The organism is Planococcus sp. TJ-307 (assembly GCF_058268435.1).
The window spans coordinates 1,095,406-1,116,687 of sequence record NZ_JBZDOJ010000001.1 but is presented as its reverse complement, the minus strand read 5'-3'; the positions used below and the strand labels follow the sequence as shown (position 1 = coordinate 1,116,687).

Annotated in this window: 17 protein-coding genes; 3 read left to right on the top strand and 14 right to left on the bottom strand. The window is 42.9% G+C overall.

The window, feature by feature from the left end; genetic code table 11:
• Positions 1-23: 23 nt before the first annotated feature.
• The 7 genes from sigI to AC4EHK_RS05330 all read right to left on the bottom strand — a co-directional run bounded on the left by sigI (position 24) and on the right by AC4EHK_RS05330 (position 10,572).
• Positions 24-770: an RNA polymerase sigma-I factor gene (gene sigI, locus AC4EHK_RS05360; protein ID WP_490977752.1), complete on the bottom strand. Its 747-nt coding sequence runs from the start codon at positions 768-770 to the stop codon at positions 24-26.
• Positions 771-997: 227 nt separating this feature from the next.
• Entirely contained in the window at positions 998-1,792 is a 795-nt protein-coding gene (locus AC4EHK_RS05355; protein WP_490977751.1) for a TerC family protein, read from the bottom strand.
• Between the two features lie 221 nt (positions 1,793-2,013).
• Positions 2,014-3,093 carry an SDR family oxidoreductase gene (locus AC4EHK_RS05350; RefSeq protein WP_490977750.1) on the bottom strand — a complete coding sequence of 360 codons (1,080 nt, stop codon included), beginning with the start codon at positions 3,091-3,093 and terminating at the stop codon, positions 2,014-2,016.
• Positions 3,094-3,171: 78 nt separating this feature from the next.
• The gene (locus tag AC4EHK_RS05345) at positions 3,172-6,231 is read right to left on the bottom strand and encodes an efflux RND transporter permease subunit (RefSeq protein ID WP_490977749.1); all 3,060 of its coding nucleotides are present in this window, start codon (positions 6,229-6,231) and stop codon (positions 3,172-3,174) included.
• A gap of 134 nt (positions 6,232-6,365) precedes the next feature.
• The gene (locus AC4EHK_RS05340; protein ID WP_490977748.1) at positions 6,366-7,934 is read right to left on the bottom strand and encodes a peptide chain release factor 3; all 1,569 of its coding nucleotides are present in this window, start codon (positions 7,932-7,934) and stop codon (positions 6,366-6,368) included.
• Between the two features lie 105 nt (positions 7,935-8,039).
• A complete protein-coding gene (locus tag AC4EHK_RS05335; RefSeq protein WP_490977747.1) occupies positions 8,040-9,500 on the bottom strand; it encodes a UDP-N-acetylmuramoyl-L-alanyl-D-glutamate--2,6-diaminopimelate ligase in 1,461 nt (486 codons plus the stop codon).
• Positions 9,501-9,519: 19 nt separating this feature from the next.
• Positions 9,520-10,572 (bottom strand): M42 family metallopeptidase, encoded by a 1,053-nt coding sequence (locus AC4EHK_RS05330; protein ID WP_490977746.1) that lies wholly within the window; start codon positions 10,570-10,572, stop codon positions 9,520-9,522.
• A 226-nt stretch (positions 10,573-10,798) separates the two neighbouring features.
• On the opposite strand from AC4EHK_RS05330, the gene AC4EHK_RS05325 reads away from it, so the two are divergent.
• Complete coding sequence (locus AC4EHK_RS05325) at positions 10,799-12,367, top strand: ATP-binding protein (RefSeq protein WP_490977745.1); 1,569 nt, start codon at positions 10,799-10,801, stop codon at positions 12,365-12,367.
• Positions 12,368-12,461: 94 nt separating this feature from the next.
• Here AC4EHK_RS05325 and AC4EHK_RS05320 read toward each other — a convergent pair whose 3' ends face one another.
• The 6 genes from AC4EHK_RS05320 to AC4EHK_RS05295 all read right to left on the bottom strand — a co-directional run bounded on the left by AC4EHK_RS05320 (position 12,462) and on the right by AC4EHK_RS05295 (position 18,432).
• Positions 12,462-13,112, bottom strand: coding sequence for a PepSY domain-containing protein (locus tag AC4EHK_RS05320; protein WP_490977744.1), 651 nt, complete (start codon positions 13,110-13,112; stop codon positions 12,462-12,464).
• 110 nt (positions 13,113-13,222) lie between these two features.
• Positions 13,223-13,942 (bottom strand): PepSY domain-containing protein, encoded by a 720-nt coding sequence (locus AC4EHK_RS05315; protein ID WP_490977743.1) that lies wholly within the window; start codon positions 13,940-13,942, stop codon positions 13,223-13,225.
• The gene (locus AC4EHK_RS05310) at positions 13,942-15,312 is read right to left on the bottom strand and encodes a HAMP domain-containing sensor histidine kinase (RefSeq protein ID WP_490977742.1); all 1,371 of its coding nucleotides are present in this window, start codon (positions 15,310-15,312) and stop codon (positions 13,942-13,944) included. Before AC4EHK_RS05310 ends, AC4EHK_RS05315 begins: the two co-directional genes overlap by 1 nt.
• Entirely contained in the window at positions 15,296-15,994 is a 699-nt protein-coding gene (locus tag AC4EHK_RS05305; protein WP_490977741.1) for a response regulator transcription factor, read from the bottom strand. The genes AC4EHK_RS05310 and AC4EHK_RS05305 overlap by 17 nt, the downstream gene beginning before the upstream one ends.
• A 62-nt stretch (positions 15,995-16,056) precedes the next feature.
• Positions 16,057-17,445 (bottom strand): aldehyde dehydrogenase, encoded by a 1,389-nt coding sequence (locus tag AC4EHK_RS05300; RefSeq protein ID WP_490977740.1) that lies wholly within the window; start codon positions 17,443-17,445, stop codon positions 16,057-16,059.
• Between the two features lie 63 nt (positions 17,446-17,508).
• Positions 17,509-18,432 (bottom strand): Gfo/Idh/MocA family protein, encoded by a 924-nt coding sequence (locus AC4EHK_RS05295; protein ID WP_490977739.1) that lies wholly within the window; start codon positions 18,430-18,432, stop codon positions 17,509-17,511.
• 114 nt (positions 18,433-18,546) lie between these two features.
• Between AC4EHK_RS05295 and AC4EHK_RS05290 the strand changes: the two genes are divergently transcribed.
• Both AC4EHK_RS05290 and AC4EHK_RS05285 read left to right on the top strand, forming a co-directional pair.
• Positions 18,547-18,687, top strand: coding sequence for a hypothetical protein (locus tag AC4EHK_RS05290; protein WP_490977738.1), 141 nt, complete (start codon positions 18,547-18,549; stop codon positions 18,685-18,687).
• A gap of 183 nt (positions 18,688-18,870) precedes the next feature.
• Complete coding sequence (locus AC4EHK_RS05285) at positions 18,871-19,593, top strand: thermonuclease family protein (protein ID WP_490977737.1); 723 nt, start codon at positions 18,871-18,873, stop codon at positions 19,591-19,593.
• Positions 19,594-19,792: 199 nt separating this feature from the next.
• Here AC4EHK_RS05285 and AC4EHK_RS05280 read toward each other — a convergent pair whose 3' ends face one another.
• On the bottom strand, positions 19,793-20,965 hold the full coding sequence (locus AC4EHK_RS05280; protein ID WP_490977736.1) for an acyltransferase: 1,173 nt from the start codon (positions 20,963-20,965) through the stop codon (positions 19,793-19,795).
• Between the last annotated feature and the right edge of the window lie 317 nt (positions 20,966-21,282).

Below are 21,282 nucleotides of genomic sequence, written 5' to 3'. Positions count from 1 at the left end.
GCATATTCCTGATTGTATGCGCATTAGTTTAACCGCCCCTTTAAGTAATCTTTTAAAAAATGCAGATCGCTCATTTGAAGCAAAGCCATTGCAATTATGTATTTCCGATTTCGTTCAATCGTTTTTCGAGATACCTTGACCAGTTTCTCAATTTCCTTGATAGGCAATTTCTTCGTGTCCACCAAGTGGTTCCTGTATTCATCTGTTTCGGCCACCAACTGCGAGATTTGAATAGCCGTAATGCGTGCATCTTCGTGAACTGGTGATACCTTGGCCAAGATGCGAAATGATAACCCAAACTCTTGAAGCATTTCTTCATACAAGGAAATTTCTTCACGTCTTTTTTGATCTTGTTGCTCAATTGTATGCGCATAAGATGCTGCATGATCTGCGATGCCATTATGCCCTTCCGGATCTGCAGACGGCATAAAATCATGGCTAAATTCTTCTCTGCGACTTTCTTTGCGTATAAAATCGATGATTCGCCTTCGAATGACCATATGGGCAAATGTCAGAAATGAAGCATTATTGGTTTGATCAAATTTTTGGATTGCCTCATTAAAAGCCGCCAAAGCAATACTGTATTCATCATCGTGATCGTCAATAAATCGTTTGCATATTTGAGAAGCGGTTTTTTTCATAAAAGGTGCATAAGAAAAAAGCAAATCGTGCAGCGCCTGTTCGTCACCGCCTTGTGCTTGTAATACCATTATTTCAGCATTGGATTTTTCAATACATCCAAATCTCCCGCTTAATGAAGACAAAAGCACATCATTCACCTCTTCTCAAAGTCACTGCCTATTTGATTGTAACTTTGAAGGATTCGATTGAAAAGAGGCAGGTTTTCTGTTTCTCTCATATATTCGCCCAATTGCCAATTCTTTTGTGGGTGGTCCGCCTTATTTCAATTCCATAAACCTCATTTAAAATAAGACAAAGAAAAAGTGCATTGAAATGGAATCAATGCACTTTTCTACTCTTAACCTAAATTCATTATCTATTTTGCCTCGTGTTCTTTAGCTTGATCTTTGTTTTGTTTAACTCCAAGCAGACCGCCTACAACTACGATGCCGAGTAATACTGTCCAGAAGACCAGTGTCCATGGTGTTGAGTGCGGGAAGTCGTGCGGCAAGACGCCTACATTTTCGTGTGATAAGGTCATGACCAATAATTTGACTCCTACCCAACCAACGATAACGAACGCAGCTGTTTCGAGTTGTGGGTATTTTTCAAGCAATTGAACAAATTTATGGGCTGCAAATCGCATGATAATAACACCAATTAATCCACCGGCAAGCATGACCATAAACTGGCCAGAGTTTATACCGCCAATGTCATCCATTCCAAATACATTCAAGTGAGGCAAGGTAACAGCCAATGCAACCGCTGCAAGCATAGAGTCGATGGCAAAAGCAATATCAGCCAATTCAACTTTTAATACCGTCATCCAAAAGCTTGATCCTTTTTTCGCAGGTGCATCTACGCCTTCGAGAATTTCGTCCGTGTCCCCTTTGCGCTGATCATAAATGCTCTTGATTGAAATAAACAAGAGATATGCTGCTCCAAGTGCCTGAATCTGCCAAATATTAACCAGCAATGTAATCATGAACAATGCTGCAAAACGGAAGACGAAAGCCCCCACCAAACCATAAAATAACGCTTTTTTCTGTTGCTCTTTTGGCAAATGCTTCACCATGACCGCCATTACTACTGCATTGTCTGCAGCCAGCAACCCCTCAAGCCCTACTAAAACCAATAAGACCCAAGCATACTCCAATAATACTGCTTCCATTCCGTTTTTCCCTCCCTATTTTTCCCCACAAAAAAGACCTCTGCCTAAATAAAGGCAAAGGTCTCGCTAAGCAAATAAAATTTGCTATCACAACCGATGGCTACTAACCATGTCTTGACGACTGTGAAATAGGTTTCCCCATAGCTACTCCCCCTTGACTGAAAGTCAAAGTGTATTATTTTGTAATGTCAGTATAGCACCATTTAATTTAGAGTGGTAGTTTAAATAATGGAGATTTGAAAATTTTTGTCTTTTTTATGCAAATTGTAAAACTGTACCATCGCCGGCATGGTTTCCAGAAAATCCGGACAGTGTATATTGCTCCCTTCCAACAACCGCTGTGCATTTTGCGTGTCGAAATCAGCTGACCAAGTTAAATAATCCAGCGTTTCTTTTTCAACACCTAGCCCTTTTCTTACAGGACCAAAAGACAGCGAAATTTTAGCCATACTATGTGGCAACCGTCCTTTCGGTTTCTTTCCTGTCATTGATTGGACCATACTTCGATACACTTCTTCAACAGGATGAGGAGTGGGATCAGTCAAATGTACAGTTTCACCTGACGCCGCTTCCAGTTCGCTGAGGTAAATAGAAGCATCCAAAATGTAATCGACTGGCACAACATTGATGTATGAGTTCGAGTGTCCTACATATGGAATTATTGGCAACCATTTGAGTCGGTCGATCAGATTCAAGAAAAAGTATGGACCATCAAACTTGATTGTTTCGCCTGTTACCGAATGCCCACGAACTATGCCAGGACGAATGATTAAAGTGGGTACTGTTTTCTTTAGTTCCACCACCAGCAGTTCCGCTTCGAATTTGGTTTCTTCGTAAAAGTTTTTAAAAACTCCCGGTCGCTCCAATTGATTTTCGTAAATGATTCCTTGTCGATTACCAGCTACATAGGCGGTACTGAAGTATACATAACGCTCCAGTCTGGGCAACTCACTGATAAACTCATTTACCTTTTGTGTTCCTTCCACATTGACTTTCCAAGCAATATCTCTGGGAACAGCCAAATCATAAATAGCTGCAAGATGCCAGAAAACTATATTTTTTTCCATCAGGTATGCTTTATCGCTTTTGGACAATCCCAGTCCATCTTTTGTAATGTCTCCTTCTATTAGTTTGATGCTTCGACAATTTGTCTCTTTTTGAATGCGTTCAGCTTCCGTCTCAGCTTTTGCACGTTCTGACGATAAAACAATGGCAGCAATAGAATCATTTTTCTGTGCATGCTTTTGAATTAATTGGCTGGCAATAAAACCTGGAAAGCCTGTAAATACCACTTCTTTCATAGCTTCAGCTCCCTTTTCTCCCATCATACTAAATTCTTTATTAACTTGCAGAAAAAGAAAAAAAGTAAACCCGAAGGCTTACTTTTTGTTCATTCTTCTCGTTTCTTTATCAAACAGACTGTACACGATTGGCACAATATAAAGTGACAGCAAGGTCGAACTGATCAGTCCGCCAATTACAGTAATTCCCATTGGCTGGTTGATTTCTGTACCTTCACCGATTCCAATTGCTAATGGCAATAGTCCCAGTATCGTCGTCAAGGCCGTCATCAAAATCGGACGGCGGCGATCATGGACCGAAGTAATAATGGCATCATAAGAATTCATGCCCGCTTCTTTCCGCTGATTGATGTAGTCCACCAGCACAATCCCGTTATTGACGACAATTCCTACCAGAACCAGTATACCGATAACGGCAGTAATACTGATCGGCGTCTGCGTAACAAACAATGCGATTGCTACACCAATTGCCATCAATGGTACAGTAAACATGATAACCAGTGGGTATTTAAAGGATTCGAACTGGGCTGCCATGACAATGTAGACGAGAACAATAGCTAGTACCACAGCCATCATCATATCGTTTATCGAGTTGTCCAACAGCTCTCGGTCGCCACCGAATGACACTACCGTATTTTCATTCAAGTCCAATTCCTCAATTGTTGTATCCACTTGATCTGACATGTCTCCCAAAGTGATGCTTGATTGGTGCTGAAGTGTGAAAGAAACACTATCTGCCTGGTCTACCCGTTGAATGCTGACTGGGCCTTGAGCCACTTCAATGTCTGCCAACTCCTGAAGCTCTACAAATTCTCCTGAAGGCGTCCGAAGAGTCAAAGCCCGAAGCTGCTCAAGACTGTCTCTTTCTTCTTCTCCATAAGCCACATATACGCTAAGAACATCATCATTCTCTGTCAATACTTGTGTAGCCAACACACCACGCGTGATGTTATTGACCGTTTGTGCTATCTGAGCCGGAGGCAGCCCGTATTCGGTCGCTGCTTCCCGATTGATGGTCATTTGGATTTCGTCAATCGTTTCCTGGCGATCATTCGTTAACTCGGTCACTTCTGAAAGATTTTCTAATGCAGCTTCTATATCAGCGACGGCTGTATCCAAGCGTGCACGATCCGTATCCGTTACAGTGAATGACAATGTGTTTGGTGAAGAACCAGCAGCTGTTTGCAAATTAAAGCTAACCAATGCACGGTCTCCCACAGTTTCCAAAATTCGTGGTTGCACATCATCCACAAAATCAAAAATTGAACGGTCACGATCCGCTAAGTCCACGAGCTTCACATAAATTTCAGCCGTATTCGATTGGGAGGCGTCCTGCGCCTGATCTTGCTGCGTCGAGCCAACCAAGCTGACGTAGACATCTACTTCTTCTTCAATTTTCAATTCTTCTTCGATTAAGTTAACCACTTCGTCCGTTGCAGCTCTGGAAGATCCATTTTCGAGTTCAACTGAAACACTAACAAAACCTTCATCAGTTGCTGGAATAAACTCTGTACCTACTTGCATGACACCGAAAGCTCCAACGACCAACAACACCAATGCAGTTAACAGTACAAGAATTCTATGGCGCAGTGCCCAAACTACGGACCCCTCAAACGCCTTGACACTTCTTGAAGTGTCTTTTTGTACTTTCGGTTTCATACCGGGTTTCCCCAGCATTCGCGAGGCCATCATCGGAATGACGGTCAGCGCAACCGCTAAGGAAGCGAAAAGACTAAACGAAATCGTTAAGGCAAACTCAAAGAATATTTCCCCTATTAAACCAGAAATGAAGATGACCGGAATAAAAACCGCTACAGTTGTCAAAGTAGAGGCAATAATTGCACCGGAAACTTCTTTTGCACCATCTGACGCTGCCTGTTTGGCCTTTTTGCCCATCGCCAAATGACGTTCGATATTTTCGATTACAACGATTGCATTATCCACGAGCATCCCTATACCCAATGCCAATGCACCTAAGGTTAGAATATTTAGCGCAAAATCGGCAAAAAACATGAGAACAAACGTAACAATGACCGAATATGGAATCGCGACTCCAATAATAATTGGGCTTTTAATGCCACGAAGGAAATAAAACAAAACTAACATGGCAAATAGACCACCCAGAACCAATGTCTGGCCAATATTCCCAATGGCTAGTTTGACATAGTCACCTTGGTCGAACAGGATGTCTGCTTCGACTCCTTCAAAGCGCTCTTCGCTCAGCAGTTCATCCAATCTCTCTTGGAAAGCATCCGAAACATCCGCTGTATTTGCCTGAGACTCTTGGAGCGCCGACAGCAAAACAGCTGGTTCTTCGTTCGTTCTTGTTTCGCTGTTGCTTTCGCGTTCACTAACATTGACTTTAGCTATGTCGCCGATTGTGACATTATTGCCTTCGATCGGATCAATCGTTAAAACCAAATCACGAATTTCGTCTACATTGGTCAAGGTGCTGATGATCCGAGTGGTTAAATTACGCCCGTCTTCTGTCTCAATCGGTTCTCCTGGCAATGAGATATTGTTTGCCTGAATCAGCTGGACAACATCCGATTGCTGCAGGCCACGTTCTTCCAACTCAGCCTGGTTTAACTCGATTTGAATTTCTTCTATTAAAGAACCTGAGATATTAACGCTCGCCACACCATCTGTTTGGCGAAGCTCTGTTTCCAGTTCCTCTGCAATTACCCGCACGTCAGCATCCGGATCACTTGAACGCAATGACAGCTGCAAAATTGGGAATTGTGAAGGGTCAAACTTTAAAAAACGAGGATCATTTGAATCATCCGGGATTGGTGTCTGGTCAATCCGCTGCATGATATCAGTTTGGACATCGTCGATATCAGTTGACCAATCAAATTCCAGTAAAATAAAATTTGAGCCTTCTTGGCTGTTTGATTGAATCGATTCAATTCCTGGCAATGTTGACAAGCTTGCCTCCAGGGGTTTTGTCACTTTTTCACTTACTTCTGTCGGGCTCGCGCCTGGATAATTGGTCACTACCACACCAATTGGAGGACTAAGCTCGGGGATTAAAGTAATAGGAATACGAGTAAACGATACCGCTCCCAAGATAATGATCAAAAACATAATTACCAGTGTAAAAACTGGCCTTTTTATCGAAAAATCGCTTATTTTCATCTGCTTAACCCTCTTTCCCTCTCTTTCTATCATAAGAAAAAATACCTGCAACCGCAAACTTTACAACAGTTGTTCACCTATATGCCACTTTTTTGAAAAAAACAAAAAAACCTGCCAGCAGCAGGTTTTCATTTTTATAACAGACTGTATAATTTTATGCCTGGATTTTTATCTTGGAACCAGCGTGTTGCAAACTCGTTCTCGAATAAAAAGACATAATTGTCGAAACGGTCGCGAACGAGCATCGAACGTCCACTGGACATGGATTCTTTCACATCTTCTTCATTCTCAATCCAGCGGGCGATTTTGGAACCAACCGGCTCCATCCGCACATCCACATTGTATTCATTTTTCATGCGGTGTTCAAACACTTCAAATTGAAGTTGGCCTACTGCACCAAGAATAACTTCTTCTAAATGAAGCGTTTTGTAATATTGGATAGCGCCTTCTTGTACCAGCTGAAGTATGCCTTTATGGAAATGCTTTTGTTTCATAACATTTTTTGCGGTAACTTTGACAAAAAGCTCCGGGGTAAATTGCGGCAGACTTTCAAATTGAAACTTCTTACCGCTCGTAATGGTATCTCCAATTTGGTAATTCCCGACATCGTGAAGACCAATAATGTCGCCTGCTACAGCTTCGTTGACCATCTCCCGATCATCTGCCAAAAATTGCGTTGTTTGCGACAACCTAAAGACTTTTCCAGTGCGAGCCAATGTTACGTTCATCCCACGCTCAAATTTGCCGGAAACAATTCGCACAAAAGCAATCCGATCGCGGTGAGCCGGGTTCATATTGGCTTGAATTTTGAAAATAAAACCCGAGAAAGGCATATCGATTGGATCAATTTCTTCATTTTCCTGCGTGTCGCGCGGTTGCGGCGACGGTGCAAATTGCAAGTACGTTTCTAAAAACGTTTCGACACCAAAGTTAGCCAGCGCACTGCCAAAGAATACCGGTGTCAGTTCACCTTTTTTCACTCGGTCAATAGAAAAATCATTACCTGCTTCATCCAGCAATTCAATGTCGTCCATTGCCTGTGTGTAATAAGAAGTTTTCTTCATTTCGTGATCTTGGATCATTTTGCCTTGTTCATCAAGTTCAAGAAAACGATCGCCTTCTGAACGAAACGGTTCAATGCGCTTGTTAAAACGGTCATAAATACCAAGAAACTCTTTGCCCATACCGATTGGCCAGTTCATTGCATAGGATTGGATGCCAAGAACTTCTTCCAGTTCTTCCATCAATTCCAACGGTTCTTTGCCTTGGCGGTCCATTTTATTGATAAACGTAAAAATTGGAATGCCGCGCATTTTGCAAACTTTAAATAACTTGACGGTCTGCGCTTCAATTCCTTTGGCGACATCAATAATCATAACAGCACTATCAACCGCCATTAAGGTACGATAAGTGTCTTCACTGAAATCCTGGTGACCAGGCGTGTCCAGTATATTGACGCGGTGTCCATCATAGTCAAATTGCATGACGGAAGAAGTTACAGAAATGCCCCGCTGCTTTTCGATTTCCATCCAGTCGGATGTAGCAAACTTGCCGCTTTTTTTGGCTTTAACCGTTCCAGCGTCACGGATAGCTCCACCGAATAACAGTAGTTTTTCCGTTAAGGTCGTTTTCCCGGCATCCGGGTGGGAAATGATGGCGAAGGTTCTTCTATTTTGAATTTCATTCTTTAATTGGTCTGACATGTTTATACGCTCCTTTAATCTACTCTCTTCATCTTAGAGAAGGCAACTGAAAAAAACAAGGAATTTTAACGCCTGCAGAAAAAAGGAGCCTTTAAAGGCTCCTTTTTACTGAAACTTTTTCATTGCTTCTTGAATCGCAATTTCTTTATCGCTGTGTGGGTACTTGGTGTTGCCGATAATTTGGTAATCCTCATGTCCTTTTCCAGCCAGGATGACAATATCTCCTGGCTGCGCCTGTTGAACAGCATGCTTTACTGCTTCTTCACGATCACCAATGCAGGCAAAGTGGTTATGGGTCATTCCCGTTTCCAAATCTCCTAAAATGCTCTCGTAGCTCTCATCGCGCGGATCATCCGTTGTTAAAACTACATAATCTGCAACAGATGCTTTTTCAGCCATGATGGGACGCTTTGTTTTGTCGCGGTTGCCTCCCGTGCCTACCAGGAAAATAATGCGCTGTTCTTTAAAATCCTGCACTGCCTCAATCGCTTTTTCAATAGCATCGGGCGTATGCGCGTAATCGATAAAAACAGAAATGGGCACGTCCAGGTCAACTTTTTGCATCCGTCCTTCTACTGGCGCAATTTCTGCCAGTGCTTTCAGGATTTCATTCAAATTATAGCCTTCTGCATACAAAGCTGTAATGGCCGCCAAAGCATTGGAAACATTAAATTCACCAAGCAGTTTCATTTTCACTGGAAACTGGCCTTCTGTGCATTTCAACGTAAAAGTTGTCCCCTCGTTTGTCAATTGGATATCTTTTGCCTGGAACTGGGCTTGGTTTTGGATTCCATATGTGTAAACCGGATGCGGAGTCATTTTCGCCATTTCATCAGACCATGGATCATCAGCATTTAAAATAGCTTGTTTCTGATTTGCCAGATCCTGGCCAAGCTGCGAAAACAACAAGCTTTTGGCATGTCCATATTCTTCCATCGTCCCGTGAAAATCCAGGTGGTCATGCGTCAAATTGGTGAAAATTGCGGTATCAAACTCGACACCTGCTAAGCGCCCTAGTATCAATCCATGCGAGGACACTTCCATCGTCATGTGCGAGCAGTCTTCATCACGGGCACGTGCAATCATTTGCTGGGTCGTGAGCGCATCGTTTGTTGTGTTGGCTGATGCATGCAATTGGCCATTCAAATCAAAGCCGATGGTTCCAGTCAGCGCTGATTTTTCTCCGAGCTTCATCAGCATTGAATGCAATATCCCTGCTACACTGGTTTTGCCATTAGTGCCCGTCACACCTGTCATATGGAGAAGCTTGGAAGGATAGTCATAAAATTTTGTCGCTAACAAGCCAAGGGCCCGCGAAGTGCTTTCAACAATGACTACTGTTGCATTGTCGATGGTTAATGGTTTTTCTGCCACGATCACGGTAGCTCCTTGATCGGCTGCCTGCTGGGCAAAATTGTGGCCGTCCACTGTATAGCCCGCAATGCAGACAAACATCGAATCTGCTTTAATGTCACGGGAATCTATTGTCAAATGTTCGATCGTTTCCGGTAGCACACCTGTAATCTGCTTATATGGAATGGCCGTCAGTAACTCTTTGCTGTTCATGAAATTCCTCTCCTTACTGTTAAGAAACCAAGGGAGACAACACATATGCGTGTAGCAATGCTGCCGCCGCTTTTAATGAATCGGTATGGGTGCGTTCATATGAATGGGAAGCTTCAATTCCGGGACCAAACAACGCATGCTTAACATCATGTCCTGCGCTGATGGCAGCTGACGCGTCTGATCCATAATACGGATAGATATCGACTTTGTAATCGATGGCGTTATCTTGTGCCAACGCAATTAAATGGCGAGTCAACCCATAATGGTAAGGGCCGCTCGAGTCTTTTGCACAAATAGAAACCGTGTACTCATCCGACTCTTGGCCATCTCCAATAGCGCCCATGTCAACCGCAATATATTCTTGTGTTTCCACTGGGATGCTGGAATTGCCGCCGTAACCAATTTCTTCATTATTCGAAATGTAAAAATGAGTTGTATAAGGAAGCTCTTCTCCTGATTCACTGAAATGCTTCACGAGCTGAAGCAACAAAGCCGTGCTTGCTTTGTCATCCAAATGCCGTGATTTAATGTAGCCGGATGCGGTTGCTTCAAACCTTGGCTGGAATGAAACAAAATCCCCTACTTCAATCCCCAAGTTTTGAACCGCCTCTTTTGAAAAGGCTTTTTCGTCCAGGCGCACTTCCATATTGTCGGCATTGCGCTCAGCTGTTCCCGCATCTTTGTAGACATGAACTGTAGTCTGATGAAGCAGGATTGTTCCCGATACGGTGGAACCGTCGGCTTTATGTACAAGGCAATTTTCGCCTTCAATGGCATTAAATTTAAATCCACCGACCAACGACAGCTTTAAACGGCCGCTCGGTTTGATTTCTTTTACCATGGCACCAAGTGTATCGACATGTGCTGTTAGCAAACGATGTTGTTGTTGATTTTTCCCTTGGATGGTCGCAATTACTGCACCTTTGTGGGTTGTTGTATGTTCAACATTCCATTGTGCCAGTAAGCTGCGGATTCTTTTCATGACGTCCATGGTATAGCCGGACGGACTTGGAATTTCCACTATTTCTTTTAATAACTCGATCGTTTCGTCGTGATTCCATTGATAAGTCATTTATATCACTCCTCGGTCTTATAATCATATCAAAATCAAGGATGTTCGGACAGTCCTGTCTTATAGTATTATAGTATTTAGTTAAAGTCTTTTAATTCAGTTGAATCGCGTCCATGTAGAGTTCTTTCTATTTGGCCTTTTTTCTGCAGGCTTAAGGAAGATCGAAGCAGTTTCTCCGCTTAGCTTGCTCGCTAAAAATCAAAATGTAGAAAATTCGAGGTGTACAATGGATAGCAATGCAACCAATCGCAAAAGGAACCAGTTATTTATTCATTTATATGGCTTTTCAAGCATCCTGCATTTTTTGCTTAATCAATGGGTAGATATGAATTCAGCGATCATTTCTCCTTTTTTTGGCATGGCATCTTATGTAGTATTGCTAGCTTTTTTTTCCACCAAAATAAAGGAACGAGTTCTTCAACTTGCAATTCTGTTTGCCATGAATGTGCACGTTTTTATTTTAAACCTGGAATCCCTATCTTCTATTACACTCATCTTTTTTGTTGTGCCTATAATCGCTGCCGCCTTGTACAACGATACAAAACCAATTATCCTGCTGGGGATGGTCACTTCTTTCGAGTTTTTACTTCTCATTACTGTATTTGACCGTTTTACTGCAAGAGCTCCGCTGCCTTATATCCAATTGTCCATCATTGTCTTTTTTCTGGCCGTATTGTCGATCACTTTGCTTCATAGCATTTATTTCAGCCGTTACTGGAAACAATTAGAGCTGAAAAATGCATCGATGGAAAAAGCTTTGCTGTCGAAAGAAGGATATTTGCAGCTGTTTTTTGAAACTGCCAAAGATGCGATTGCAGTGTTTGATTCGAATAATAAGATTATTGCCGTCAATCCTGCGTTTGAAGAACTGTATGGCTGGACTTCTGAAGAATGCATTGGCAAATCGCTGCCGCTTTATCCAGATGATATGAAAGAAGATGCAGAGAGGCGAACATGGGAAGTCCAGCAAGGCAAAAGCTATTCTCTATTGGAAACAGTGGACGCCCGCAAAGATGGCACACGCTTTCATGCTCAAGTGACATTGTCGCCTATCTTCGACCAGTTCGGCAAAGTGATTGCTACGTCCATTATCTCACGGGACATGAGTTACCAGAAAGAATCAGAAAAAATGATGCTTCAGTCTGAAAAACTCAAGCTGGCTGGAGAAATTGCCGCAGGCGTTGCTCATGAAATCAGAAATCCCATGACCGTTATTTCCGGGTTCGTCCAAATCATGCACAATGATCCCAAACATCAGTTTCCAGAATATACGTCTTTGATTCAATCTGAAATGGAACGCATCAATTTAATCATTAGCGAGTTCTTAGTTTTGGCTAAACCTCAAGCTTCGGCATTGAAAAAGTTCAGCATACACAATGCACTGGATGATATTCTTCTGCTATTTGGCCCAGAGCTGAATTTACATGGCATCACGGTGAAAAAAGACTGGCTGGAAGATTTTTATGTGAATGGAGAAGAACACCATGTGAAGCAAGTTTTTATCAACTTACTAAAAAATGCGATAGAATCCATGGAAGAGCCTGGAGAGATTCGGATCCTGCTCAAAGCTGAACAGGATTCTATGTTGTCCATTAGCTTCAGCGATTCCGGAAATGGCATTTCCGAAAAAGATTTGGGTGAAATTTTCCAGCCTTTTTATACAACAAAAGCAACCGGCACAGGCCTTGGACTGATTATTTCTCAAAAGATTGTTCAAGAACACCAAGGGGACCTGATCATAACAAGCTCACTGGGAGTAGGAACGGTCGCCACCATCTTGCTGCCGGCAGAATAACTAAAAGACTGAAGGAGAAAAATCAGTGGATTTTTCTCCTTCAGTCTTTTTTACGCCATCTGTTTATAGCCTAGTTTTCTCTTTGCATTCAATTTCAATCATCATCGTCGTTGTCGTCATCATCGTCATCTGAGTCAACTTTCAGGATAGATCCGTCTTTTGCGTGAACTTCGACATCATGCTCCGTTCGGCCATCTCTAATTTCAATTTCGTAATAAGCAATGCCATCGTCATTTTCAAGTTCGAATTTTTCAACCGTTCCACTCACTACAGCTAATGCCGCTTCAATCGCTTTGTCAGAGCCGATCAGTCCCTCGCTTGGAGAAGACTTTACATTGTTTGAATTGTTGGCTGCAGATGGTGCGCTGCTAGGTGCAACTTTCGATTGTGACGAATCATCATCTCTATCCTTCTCACGTTTTTGCTCCAGCACTTCTCCAGTGTAAGCATCAAACTCAAAATCATATTCATACCCATCAAAATCGATATCGACTTCGTAATGAGCTCTTCTGTCATCATTGTCCAACTCGATATCGGTAATGCGGCCGTTTGCCAACTCTAATGCTTTTGCCGAAATTTCTTCAAAGCTGAGCATTTCTTCAGTTGCTGACGACTTTTGGACCTCGTTCGTTACTGTACCTGAAGTGGATGATGGATTTTCTGCGGGTGATTCTGAGTTTGCCAAGACAATCCCTCCAAATGCTAAAACCCCTGCTGCCACCGGAATGTAAATTAGTTTTTTCATGTAATTTCTCCTCCTCATTTGTTGTTACTCTTACAATAACCTCCTGTTCTGAGGAGAAGATTAAGGCTTTATGAGAATTTGATGAGAAATACATGAAACTGTTCTCAGAGTCAATCATCTTCGTCCCACTCCACCGACATGGTATCGCCGCGGATTGCGTGGATTTGAATGGTCGCTTCTTGGTCGGTCTCGTCGTTTTCAATTTCCACCAGATAGTAGCCGCCATCTGCCGTCTGCACAAACTCAGCTTCCTGTGCTTCTCCATTGAGTGTTTTTTTTGCCAGCACAATTGCTTCATCACGCGTAATGACTCGATCAGGTTCCGGCTCTGGTTCAGGTGCCGGCTCCTCAACAGGGGCTGGAGCTTCGACCGCCTCTTGGCTGATCCTCCGCACCTCACCAGTGGCTGCAGATAGAATGACCGTTGATTGTTGTGTTTCGCCTGTTACTTTGACATCATATTCGTTTCGTTCTTCGTTGTAGAGAACGTCGTCAATCGTCCCTGCAGCTTGCTCCAATGCAATTTCCTCTGCCTGCTGTTCAGTAACTTGTTTAGCCGCTTCTGTTTTTTCCATCAGCTCCATCGACTCCACTTGTCCATTTTGGCGATTGACAAGAGCCAAATAGCGCCCATCCGGCCGATTAAATTCGACTCTGTAATCATCTCCGGATTCTGTAGTTTGTTCTACTTCTCCCCCGTACAGGTTAACTACCGTTTCATTGGCTTGTTCTTCGGTCACTTGCGGGGAAGCACGTGGAAATAGCAGAAAAGCGAAGACTGCCACACCAAATAAGACTGTTGCTGACGCCATTAAAATCCATTTTCGCATCACAATCCCTCCTGATTTGAGTGTACATCCTCAACATTAAAATTCTCTGAGAAAATGATGGATACCGTAGTTCCTAATTGTTCAATGCTTTCTAGCTCAATTTCTACTTTCAGCGAGTCGGCCAATTGCTTTGCCAGTGCCAGGCCAAGACCAAACCCGCCTGTTTCGCGGCTCCGCGCTTTATCCACACGGTAAAAACGTTCAAAAACCAAAGGCACAGCGTCTTTCGGGATGCCAATTCCCGTATCCCGGATTTGAATAACGGTGTCCCCATTCTTTTTTGCCACCACTTCGATCTTGTCCGAACTGTATTTCCGAGCATTATCCAATAGGATATACAGCAATTGTTTGAACTTTGCAGTATCGGTAATAACCGGCAAGGATTTTTCAGTCGTGATCAACTTGAATTCACGATCATAAGATGTATTAAGCGCTGTGACAGTTTGCTCCAATAGCTCGAGTACATCTACTTTTGCCCACTCCACCCGGGATTCACTGCGGCGGGCAATATGCAGCAATTGCTCAATCAAAGCTTTCATGCGATCCGTTTCTGTACGGATCGCAGCCACACTTTCTTCTGCTATCTTTTCGTCCTGCATGCCTTGTCGCTGCAGGAGTTTGGCATAGCTGCCAATGACCGTCAATGGCGTCTTCAATTCATGGGATGCATTGGAAACAAACTCTTCTTGCTTGGAATAATTTTCTTCCAATAAGCCCATCATTTCATTGAATGTATTGCCCATCTGCGTTAGCTCGTCTTGAGATTCCCCTTCAATTGGCAGCTTTTCAAACTGGCCATTGCGCTGAATGCGCGTCATCGTCTTCGTTAAATTTGTAATTGGCAGGGTCACAATTTTCCCGAGCACAATACTGGAAATAATAACAGGAATCATGGCCAACAAAGTGCCTATCATCAAAACCAAACGCAATGTATTCAAATTATTGGTTGTTTCCCTCAGCGACTGGGCAACTGTCAATTCTGCCACTTGGCCGTCTGTCCAGATCACCGGCGCTTTGGCATAGGCAAAGCGTTCCCCTTCTACTTCCACCGTTCCAGACTGACCATCAAGTTCAGCAGGAAATGCCGCAGTGACCAACGGAGATTGGATAGGCGCTGGCTGCTCACCTTCCGGAAGAGTCACTTTCACAAGCCCGTTAACCGGCAAGTATGCGCGAAGCAAAATTCCTGGATCTGCCGCTTCAGTATCGTTGAGTTCCGCCACCAATGCATTTGTTTCAGCCTGCAGCTGCTCCACTTCTGTTGAATACGTCAATTGGCTGAATGAAAAATAAATAACAAAAGCCAGAATCAGCAAAATAACCAGCATCAGCAAGGCGGAAGAAATGTAAATTTTATTTTTTAGCTTCATCGCCTTGCTCCTTCATGACATAGCCGACGCCACGCACCGTCTGGATGTAAGTTGTACTTTCACCGGCATCCACTTTCCTGCGCAAATAGCGGATATAGACATCAATAACATTGGTATCTCCGTAGTAATCATAGCCCCACACAGCGTTCAGCACTTGCTCGCGGCTGAGTACCTGCTGTGGATTTTTTATCAAGTAAAGCAGCAGGTCGAACTCGCGCGGTGTCAGTTCAATCATGCGCCCGTTGCGTTTCACATCACGCGTGCTTTCGTTCATCTCCAACTCATGGAAACGGTGCAAAGCAGCATTTCCATTGCCATTCGACAGGCGCAGGCAAGCACGGATCCGCGCCAGCAGTTCTTCAATTTCAAACGGTTTGGTGACGTAGTCATTGGCTCCCAAATCCAAACCGGCCACTTTGTCTTTGACATCGTTTTTGGCCGTCAGCAAAATAACCGGAATCGCCGCATCTGCCGAACGGATGCGTTTTAATACATCAAGGCCGTGGATTTCCGGCAGCATCAAATCGAGCAGCACCAAATCCCAGTCCTGCTCGCGAAATTGAATCAACCCTTCCGATCCCGTGTAGGCGACGCCAATTTCATATCCTTCAAATTTCAATTCCAGTTCCAATACACGTGCAATGCTTTTTTCATCTTCCACTATCAAAATGCGTTCCGCCATCCCCATCACCTCTTCTGTTTATCATAGCAGGAGTAAAATAAAAAAAGCGACCCGCAGGCCGCTTATTTCAATACCGTTTTAATCCATTTTGCTCTGTTTTTATAAGGCGGGAACACGATGTTCACTGAAAACTTCGTTGATTTCTTCAAAATCGATTTGGCGTGTGTAAACGTTTCAAAGCTGGCTTTGCCGTGATAAGAGTTCATGCCTGACGTGCCGACTCCGCCAAACGGCAAGTAAGAACTGCCAACGTGGGAAACCGTATCGTTGATGCATCCGCCGCCAAATGGCAATTGATCCAGGAAGAATCGGACAGCACGGTCATTTTCCGAAAATAAATAAGCGGATAGCGGTTTCGGCAACTTGCGGATTTGGCGCAGCAAAAGCGGCAAATCTGTATAGCTGATGATTGGCAAAATCGGACCGAAAATTTCATCTTCCATTGAAGGGCTGTCCCAAGTGATGTTATCCAAAATCACAGGTTCAATATAGCGGTCATTGCGATCTACTTTGCCGCCGTAAATAATATGGCTGGATTCTTTCTGTACAATCTCTGCCAAGCGGTCAAAATGCTGATGATTGACGATACGTCCGTAGTCTGGACTCTTTTGTGCATCTTTGCCATAAAACTCTTGTATCGTTTTCGTCAGCTTTTTCAGGAATTCGTCTTTGACCGATTCATGCACACAAATATAATCAGGAGCTACACACGTTTGACCGGTGTTGACCAGCTTTCCCCAGGCAATGCGTTTTGCTGCCAGATCCAGATTTGCTGTTTGATCCACAATTGCCGGGCTTTTTCCGCCAAGTTCCAATGTAATTGGCGTCAATCGTTCAGATGCTGCTTTCATGATGACTTTTCCGACATTGACGCTGCCTGTGAAGAAAATATAATCAAACGAAGCATGAATCAACGCTGTGACTTCTTCCCGTTCGCCTTCTACTACACGAATGTAATAGGCAGGAAATGCTTCTTCGATGATTGTCCGAATTGCTTTTGCCACATTCGGCGTCGCTTCAGAAGGCTTAACTACTGCACAGTTTCCACCGACAATTGCACCAATCAACGGTTCCATCACCAATTGGAATGGATAATTGAATGGGCCAATGACCAGAACAGAGCCATACGGTTCACGGAGGATAAAGCTTTTAGACGGCTGAAGGTGGATCGGCGTTTTTACTTGCTCTGGCTTCATCCATTCTTCCAGATTTTTGGCCATGTTGCCAATGCTGTCGAGCACAAAGCCAACCTCTGTGGCGTAAGCTTCAAACTCGCTTTTGCCTAGATCTTTCTTCAAAGCGTCAATCACTTCTGATTTGTGGGATTGAATCACACTTTTTAATTGAAGCAATTGCTCAATCCGAAAAGCAGCGGGCTTCGTATCACCTGTATAAAAATAAGTTCGCTGTTCTTCTATCATGTTTTCTACATCGTATGCTGTAAAATTCACAGTCCAACCTCCTTCAAGTTTCTAAATTATACCAACTACCGCATGGAATTCAAAAAGGAATGCTTATTCAGCTAACAAGTGATCAATATACCGTTGAATGACCAGTCCTTCATCAAAATTGACCAATAAAGTTGATTGATTTTCCATCTCCTCAAAAAGTGAAGGAACCTCTTCAAATTCAGCGATCAATTGGCGGTCTTCGCCTTTTCTTGATTCGTAGAGATCGGACCAGTTTTCCAGCGTCAACACGCCTTCTTCGCCGTAAACTTTAAACTGCAGCAATTCTTTTTGGCCAATGCCACTGATTCCAGTCAGCAAGAACGGAATTTGCTGAGCGGTATAGCCGTGGGCAATCAAACCAGTTTCGCATTTGTCTGCTTGTTCCGGATACGTAATGTGATGGGAAGTAAATGACAGTTCGCCGAAGAGCCGGTTCATCAACTGGAAATAATGGGGGAACACTTCCCGGACAAACCCGCCTTGACTCTTAGAACCGATCCATGGGTTTTGCTGCCACAATCTCGGCCAGTCCGGGAAAAAGGTTTGCAGTTCAATCCGGACTACTTTTCCAATGTCGCCGCCCTTGATGCGCTTGGCCATTTCGCGGACTGCTGGCTTGTACATTAGCGGAAAGTGCATAGCTGTCCGGACACGGTTGTTTTGAACCGAAGCTGTCATCAGTTCGCCGGCTTCGACATTATGTGCCAATGGCTTTTCACACAGGATGTTGATTCCGGCACTGGCCGCCAGTTCTGCGATTTCGGCATGAAATGCAGGCGGCGTTGCTATGTAAACCCAGTTAATGTCCGAATGCAGCACTTCTTCTACAGATTTAGCCATTGGGAGGCCATACGCTTCGCTGATTTCTGTAAGACGTTTTGTTTGCTGGTCGTAGACTATCTTTATTTCTACATGGCTTTCCTGCTGAATTTGTTTAATGATCCGTTCTCCAACAATGCCGGCTCCAATAATGCCAATTGAAATCATAAAATCTCCCCTTGTAAACGCCTTTCGGCTTTTTTTGCTATTTGTTTATTAGTGTAACCTGTAAGGGTATAGAATAGTCAAACAATAGCATTACACCCTTAAGGAGGAAATAACATGAATGAAGAAAAAAATTGGTGGGAACCGATCTTTACTGGCCAACTGGAAATCGGTGTCAATAAAGAAAAGCTGGAAAGCACGACCGAAGAATCGTTCTTATATTACGAAGAAGCAGCACCCACAGAGTCAGCCCTTTAATTGCTGAAACTTGCCTATCGGCTTTGCTTACGTACATAAAAACGCCTTGTTCAACTTTTACGATTGAAAAAGGCGTTTTGTTATGCAGATTTTCAGAGAGATTCAAAATTTGCAGTCAGCGGTCTGATTGCCAAAGAGTCTATTTGTTCCTATACTGATGAAGAAATGAAAGCGGGGATCCTTATGAAATTAAAACTAATGCTAGCGGCTTTACTGTTCCTGGCCGGCTGCAGCATGCTGGAATCGACTGATACGTCCGGTACGACCAACCGCATTGGTGTGGAAGTGACACAAGTCATCGACGGCGATACCATTAAAATCATCTACGAAGGCGAAGAAGTGACCGTTCGGTACTTGCTGATGGATACGCCGGAAACCAATCACCCGCGACTTGGCGAGCAGCCTCTTGGCAAAGAAGCGACCGAAGCCAACAAACGGCTGATCGAATCCGGTGACGTATCAATTGAATTTGACGTTGGCGACCGCTTTGATGATTATGACCGGCTGCTGGCTTATATTTACGTTGATGGCGAAAGCGTTCAAGAACAGCTGCTCGAGTCTGGTCTGGCCAGAGTCGCCTACGTATTCCCTCCAAACACCCGCTACCTCGATGACTTTGAGCAAGCGGAACAAATCGCAAAAGACGATGAAACTGGCGTGTGGCAATACGAAAACTATTCAACTGACCGAGGCTTTAATGCGGATGCCTATGGACAGGAAGAAACCACTACTTTCAATGAAGAACAGACCAATGGCGACTGCGATATCAAAGGCAACATCAACCGCAGCGGCAACAAAATCTACCACCTGCCAAGCGACTCTTCGTATGAACAGACCAATCCCGAAGAATGGTTTTGTTCGGAGCAGGACGCACAAGATGCTGGATTTCGAGGCGTTGGGCAATAAAGACTGGTATATAGTGTTTTTACTCTGTAAAGAGCCTAGCTTTTCTACGATGAAGTAGAAAAGCCAGGCTCTTTTATTTCTAACTTATTTTGAGGATAAAAAATTTAAAGCAGCTTTCAAAAAACGAAAAACTGAATGAGTATTTTTAAAAATAACAATTCACAAAGCTACTTCATAAATCCGCTCTATTTAATCATAGTCAAATATCAGGATTTTTAATCTGTTTCCGTTGCTCCCAGTTTTTTTCTTTGGGTCCTGCTTTCCAGAAAAGCGGAGCATCTTTCGGTAACTTTCCGAAAATAAAGCCCGCAAAAGGTATAAACCGATGGAACGCCCAGATGAAAAAGTAACAGAATACAACTGCAAGTCCAAACTGAAGCCATATCATGATATGCCAGGAGAGTCCTGTTTCCTTTGTTGGGAAGAATAACATCACGTAATACAGGATAAATGGATGCACCAAATAATAACCAAACGAATAAGAAGCTACATATTTAAGCTTGGCAGTAGTCTTCCCACCAAAGAACGCAGCAAATTTTTCGGAAATATAAAAGAAGAAAAGTGCACCTACAGTCAAATAGATAATCCCAATAAGGCGATAATATTCTATAGGTATGTCAACCCGCTCACCGAACAAATTCCGGTAATGTATGGATACAAAAATTATGCCACAGAAAAGCGAGACAGCACCGGCCAGCGCAATTTTTCGATTGGTTATTTTAGCGGATACGGTTTCATAGTGAAGGCCAATCCATGCACCTAATGAAAATGCCGCAAAATAGTTCAAGAAAAAGTGCGTTGATGTTAAGCGGTACTCCATATTTAATGTGAAAAAGATAAATTCAATCAAAAAGCCAATGAGCCACAAGTATTTCCGCAGAAATTTCGAATAACGCACTATGACTAGAATGAGTGGAAATATAAGATAAAATTGCACAATCAGATAGATGAACCAAAGCTGATAATGACTTTCACCGTTTAGCAGCCTATGCCACGCTTCCTCAAGAACAAAAGTTCTGGCACCTAGATGGACATTGAAAAATTCATAAAAAATAGACCAGATGATGTAAGGAATAATAATATACGTTACCCGTTTTTTAAAATAGGACTTAAAAACATCTTTTGTTAATACACGTGTCCGATAGTTGTAGAAAAACACAATGCCGACCAACATAACAAACAGTGACGACTCCACACGGATTATTCGGTTAATGAAGTGATAAAATTGATGTTGATATGTGAAAGGTTCAAACAAGTGAAAAATTTGAGCGGTAGTATGTACGAGAACTACCATCACCATTGCCATAATACGAATATAATATATAGAATTAATTTCACGATTCAGTGCAACCCAACTCCTTACTGTTAACATTCGATTTAATGTTAACTTGCGTTTATTAAATCTCCATATCCTTCTAGTTGAAAGTTGGGATTTTATCATTTTATTATTGATTTAACTTTTAACAGTTAGCATACTTTTAAAATTGTTATGATTATTTACTATCTTCCTCAGAGAAACAGCTTAGATTTATAAATTCTTCTATCCGTTATTGTACTATATTTTCCTTAGTATTTGTTACGGATTCTAAATAACCTAAAAATCAGAACAAAAATGAACCAACTCAAATTTCAAGTTGGCTCATTTTATTAGTCAAGAATCGCAGATCCCATCCTCTTTCTACCATATTC